Source organism: Shigella sp. FC1967 (genome assembly GCF_001743005.1).
Taxonomy (GTDB): Bacteria; Pseudomonadota; Gammaproteobacteria; order Enterobacterales; family Enterobacteriaceae; genus Proteus.
Window position 1 is genome coordinate 1 of the sequence record NZ_MIIZ01000688.1, and the last position, 4,675, is coordinate 4,675.

The 4,675-nt window shown below is 40.0% G+C and carries 4 protein-coding genes and 1 pseudogene; 4 read left to right on the plus strand and 1 reads right to left on the minus strand.

What is annotated here, in order from left to right:
- Position 1: 1 nt before the first annotated feature.
- From fixA to BHE89_RS09935, 4 genes and pseudogenes are all read left to right on the plus strand, one after another.
- Positions 2-732: pseudogene (gene fixA / locus BHE89_RS09920) on the plus strand (putative electron transfer flavoprotein FixA).
- An 11-nt stretch (positions 733-743) separates the two neighbouring features.
- Complete coding sequence (locus BHE89_RS09925) at positions 744-1,685, plus strand: FAD-binding protein (RefSeq protein WP_069369778.1); 942 nt, start codon at positions 744-746, stop codon at positions 1,683-1,685.
- A 63-nt stretch (positions 1,686-1,748) separates the two neighbouring features.
- Positions 1,749-3,035: an FAD-dependent oxidoreductase gene (locus BHE89_RS09930; protein WP_069369777.1), complete on the plus strand. Its 1,287-nt coding sequence runs from the start codon at positions 1,749-1,751 to the stop codon at positions 3,033-3,035.
- Positions 3,032-3,316 carry a ferredoxin family protein gene (locus tag BHE89_RS09935; RefSeq protein ID WP_060556296.1) on the plus strand — a complete coding sequence of 95 codons (285 nt, stop codon included), beginning with the start codon at positions 3,032-3,034 and terminating at the stop codon, positions 3,314-3,316. The genes BHE89_RS09930 and BHE89_RS09935 overlap by 4 nt, the downstream gene beginning before the upstream one ends.
- Positions 3,317-3,387: 71 nt before the next feature.
- Here the strand turns inward: BHE89_RS09935 and BHE89_RS09940 are convergent, their stop codons facing one another.
- The gene (locus tag BHE89_RS09940; RefSeq protein ID WP_069369776.1) at positions 3,388-4,353 is read right to left on the minus strand and encodes a helix-turn-helix domain-containing protein; all 966 of its coding nucleotides are present in this window, start codon (positions 4,351-4,353) and stop codon (positions 3,388-3,390) included.
- Between the last annotated feature and the right edge of the window lie 322 nt (positions 4,354-4,675).

Consider the following 4,675-nt stretch of genomic DNA (forward strand, 5'->3'; position numbering starts at 1 on the left):
CATCACAACACGGCCTGATCGTACACTCGCAACTGATAATGCGGGGTTAAAAATTAGTTTGTATGACTTAAATGCAATTGAAACTGCAGTAGAAATTGCTCTACCCTTGGTGATAGCACTGTCACTGCATTAAGTGTGGGAACAAGTGCCATGGTTGAAAACGCGAAAATCAAAAAAGATATTTTATCGCGTGGTCCTGATGCATTAACACTGGTGGTTGATGATGCCTGTCATGCACTTTATTCAACGGATACCGCCAATATTATCGCGCAAGCAGCACAAAAAATGGGTTTTGATTTATTAGTTTTCGGTGAAGGTTCTGGCGATTTATATGCACAACAAACGGGTTTAGCGGTAGGTGAATATTTGGGGTTACCTTGTGTAAACGCCGTAAATAAAATCACCGTTGAGGGTGACAAAATCATTGTTGAACGCGATTTAGAGAATATCACTGAAGAACTTGAACTGACATTGCCTGCCATTGTGTGTGTCACTTCAAGCATTAACACCCCCAAACTCCCTTCAATGAAAGCGATTTTAGCCGCGAATAAAAAGCCCGTTGAAAAGCTAGGGTTAGGTGATATCGGTGTGGATATTTCTGCGCTGACAGTGGTGCAAACACAAGTTTGTGCGCCAGAGCAATCTGATCGCCTGGGTATTATTTTAGACGGTGATTCAGATGAAAATATTGCCACTTTTGCTGAACATTTACGCCAAGCGGTTAATCAATAAGGAGATTAAAAATGGCTAGTTTACTACCTACTACCTTTGTTTATGCCGAAAAAGCGGATGATTTAGCAAAGCTGATTGCGTTTGCGCGTGGTCTTGGTGAAAAGTTTAATGTGCTGTTTATTGGCGATGATGAAAGCACGCGTGAATGTGTCAATTTAGGCGCTGATTGTGTTTATTGCTTTGCCCCGCAAGACGGTGTAATTGCTGAAGATTATGCGGCTTCTTTTGCCGAAATTATTAAAGAAGCGGGTGAGAACGCATTGGTTCTACTTGCTTCATCAAAACGCGCAAAAGCGATTGCAGCGCGTCTTGGGGTGACTTTAAAAGCGGGAGTTGTCAGTGATGCATTAAGTCTTGCTATTGAAAATAATGCGGTGATTGCCACACACCAAGTCTATGGGGGGTTAGCGCATGCGAAAGCAGAAATCCGCTCACCTTATGCTATTGCTACTATGGGCAGTGCACTCGATGTGGAAACCATCAAAGACGCACCCAATGCACAAGTGGTGCAAAGTCCCTTTATCGCGCCTGCACATACATTAAAAGTATTAGCGCGTAAGCCAAAACAAGGTAGTACCGTTGATTTAGGTAAAGCGCATTGTGTTGTGGGTGTCGGACGCGGTTTTGGTCAGGCGGATGATATTGCATTAGCGTCAGCATTAGCGAAAGCCCTTCAAGGCGAAGTCGGTTGTTCACGTCCAATTGCTGAAGGTGAAGGCTGGATGGAACACGATCGCTACATTGGCGTTTCCGGCGTGACTTTGGGTGCGGATGTTTATGTGGCTGTCGGTATTTCAGGGCAAATCCAGCATATGGTGGGTGTGGATAGAACAAAAATCATCGTTGCTATCAACAAAGATAAAAACGCCCCCATTTTCAATATGGTGGATTACGGTATTGTTGGTGATCTCTACAAAGTGTTACCTGCATTAACCGCGAAGCTTGGCGGCTAATCACCGTAGGTCGCTTAGCGATTATTTGCTAAGCGGCCACACATAATAAAAGGATAGGAAAGTATGTCAGACGATATTTTTGACGCCATTATTGTGGGTGGTGGACTTGCTGGTGGTACTGCTGCCTATGTATTAGCACAAGCAGGGTGTGATGTTTTAGTTGTAGAGCGAGGTAATTTCGCTGGCAGTAAAAATATGACAGGCGGACGTTTATACGCGCACAGTCTTGAAAAAATCATTCCCAATTTTGCTCAAGAAGCCCCCGTTGAGCGCCTTGTGACACGTGAAAAAATTTCCATGCTCACAGAAACCGATGGGGTCACTTTAGATTATCAACATACTCAGCAAGAAGAGGAAGCCGCTCGCTCTTATACCGTATTACGTTCTTCTTTTGATCAATGGTTAATGGAAAAAGCAGAAAACGCTGGCGCACAAGTGATCACCGGTGTTCGTGTTGATGAAGTGTTGGTGAAAGACGGAAAAGTGTGTGGTGTTAAAGCGGGTGATGATGAAATTGAAGCCCATGTGGTTATCCTCGCTGATGGTGTTAATTCATTATTAGCAAGACAGTTAGGGATGACACAAAAAGTTAATCCTCACACCGTAGCGGTGGGGGTTAAAGAGTTATTGGAATTCACGCCACAACAAATGGAAGATCGATTTGGGTGTACTCACGATGAAGGTTTAGCTTGGCTTTTTGCTGGCGCACCATCAGGCGGATATTTAGGTGGCGGATTTTTATATACCAACAAAAACACGGTGTCTTTAGGCCTTGTTTTGGGGCTACATAATGTCGATAAGTTCGAAAAAACGGTTCCCCAATTATTAGAAGACTTTAAACAACATCCTGTTGTTGCACCGCTTATTAAAGATGGCAAATTATTAGAATATTCAGCGCATATGGTGCCAGAAGGTGGCATGAATATGGTGTCTGAATTAGTCAAAGATGGCGTATTAGTTGCGGGAGATGCTGCTGGATTTTGTCTCAACGTTGGCTATACCGTAAGAGGGATGGATTTAGCGATTGCTTCTGGTGAAGCAGCTGCAAAAGCCGTATTAATGGCGAAAGAGCAAAACAGCTATAGCCAAAAAGAACTCAGTTGCTATCAATCTTTATTAAATGACAGTTTCGTCATGAAAGATATGAAGTTATACAAAGACTTACCTTCTTTCCTCGATAATACAAGATTCTTTACGGATTATCCGCAAATGGCTGCCAATGTCATGCATGACTTATTCGTGATTAATGGTCCAGAAAAACCGGTGCGTAAGAAAATACTGTCTCAAGTTAAGAAAGTCGGTGTAATGAACTTAATTAAAGATGGATTTAAGGGGGTACGTTCTTTATGAGCCAAGTAAACGTAGACGTTAAATTAGGGGTCAATAAATTTAATGTAGATGAAGAAAATCCACATATCGTCTTAAAGGATGATATTGATCCTGCACAATTTGAAATCTTAATGAAAGCTTGCCCAGCGGGTTTATATAAAAAAGATGAAAAGGGGCAATATCTTTTTGATTATGCCGGATGTTTAGAGTGTGGTACTTGCCGTGTTTTATGTGGTGAGACGATTTTAAAAAAATGGGAATATCCGTGTGGCACATTAGGGATTGAGTTTCGTTACGGCTGATGTGATAACTTTTATCCCCCTTCTAGAATAACCTCCAAAAATTTAACTAGAGGGGGAGATAATAAGTTTATTTATCTTAATGAATGTATTTTCCGATACTCTGATGGGGTCATAAAAAATTCGGATTTAAATTTTCGACTTAAATTAGAAATATCGCTAAATCCACATTCATACGCTAATTGTGTAATATTTTTCTCTGCTAAAAGAGGATTGACTAAAGCCGTTTTATAATTCTCAAGACGTTTTTGGTAGATCCAACGAAGTACAGAGGTATTTTGTTCTTTAAATAACATCTGTAAATAGCGCACGGAGATCCCACAAGCATTGGCACATTCATTCACGCTGAGATCTGGATCAGACAGGTGTTGCTCAAGATAGTGCTGAGCAAAATAAAACAGCGTTGACCTTCCTAAACTTTGAGGAGGAGTTGCAATACTGTATTCACTGAAAGCGGACGTAATTAAATTCAATAAAATATCAGCAAGTTGTTGCGCATGCTGTGGTGGCATTGAATCTAGGAAAGGAATATAACGCATGACAAAGCTATAAACGAGAGATCCTGTCACGCTATTACCTCGAATTGCTCTTGCGGTAAGATTTTGGGTATTACCTAAGCGTGATGCGAGTTTTTCTCTTGGGATCAAAATTTTAAATAATGAGTAATCATTATCAAAAGACCATGATACGGGTCTTGCCATATCAAAAATACAAAAGTCTCCCTGCCGTAGAAATGCGGTTCTTCCATCTTGAGTAAGGTGGCTGGTCCCTGAACGCTGTATCTCAATTTGAAAATGCTCTTCTAAGCTAAGTTTATGGGTTAAAGGACGGCTGCTTGCCCAGTGACCATTAGACTCTAGCTGAATAAAACGAATATTTGTCACCTTCTGCTCGACAATGTTGGCATAAAATCGAGAGTGAGGAGGCAATTCGACTTCATTGCATTCATAAGACGATAAAAAGCGGTCTTTTATTGTATCCCTGAATACGGAAAACCGATCTACGTCAGGGAGCTCCCGAGTCGTAAACATGCTTTTCATAGTACGCCCACTTTTATTGAAAGTATTTTTGTTGTGTTGCTATCAATTTAGTATAAAAAACGATTTAAACTAGGTCGAAATAGAATAATGTTTTTATCACTTTAATCTTAAAAATTAGAATAGTGCGTTTAAATAATGATTAACAGAGACATTCATTATCTATCTTGTTAATAAATTGAAGATAATATATTTAAAAATTTTTAATTTATTTAAACTAACATCATGTAAATTATAAAATTAATTTATATCATTTTTTATGTTATCATTTCTATCCTATTAATCCTAAGTTAATTTCCTATCTTTAGAGAGAGATCGCATAAAT

Bases quoted from the DNA above. Each gene is read 5' to 3' on its own strand.
- BHE89_RS09925 (WP_069369778.1), top strand. From the start codon at position 744: ATGGCTAGTTTACTACCTACTACCTTTGTTTATGCCGAAAAAGCGGAT.
- BHE89_RS09930 (WP_069369777.1), top strand. From the start codon at position 1,749: ATGTCAGACGATATTTTTGACGCCATTATTGTGGGTGGTGGACTTGCT.
- BHE89_RS09935 (WP_060556296.1), top strand. From the start codon at position 3,032: ATGAGCCAAGTAAACGTAGACGTTAAATTAGGGGTCAATAAATTTAAT.
- BHE89_RS09940 (WP_069369776.1), bottom strand. From the start codon at position 4,353: ATGAAAAGCATGTTTACGACTCGGGAGCTCCCTGACGTAGATCGGTTT.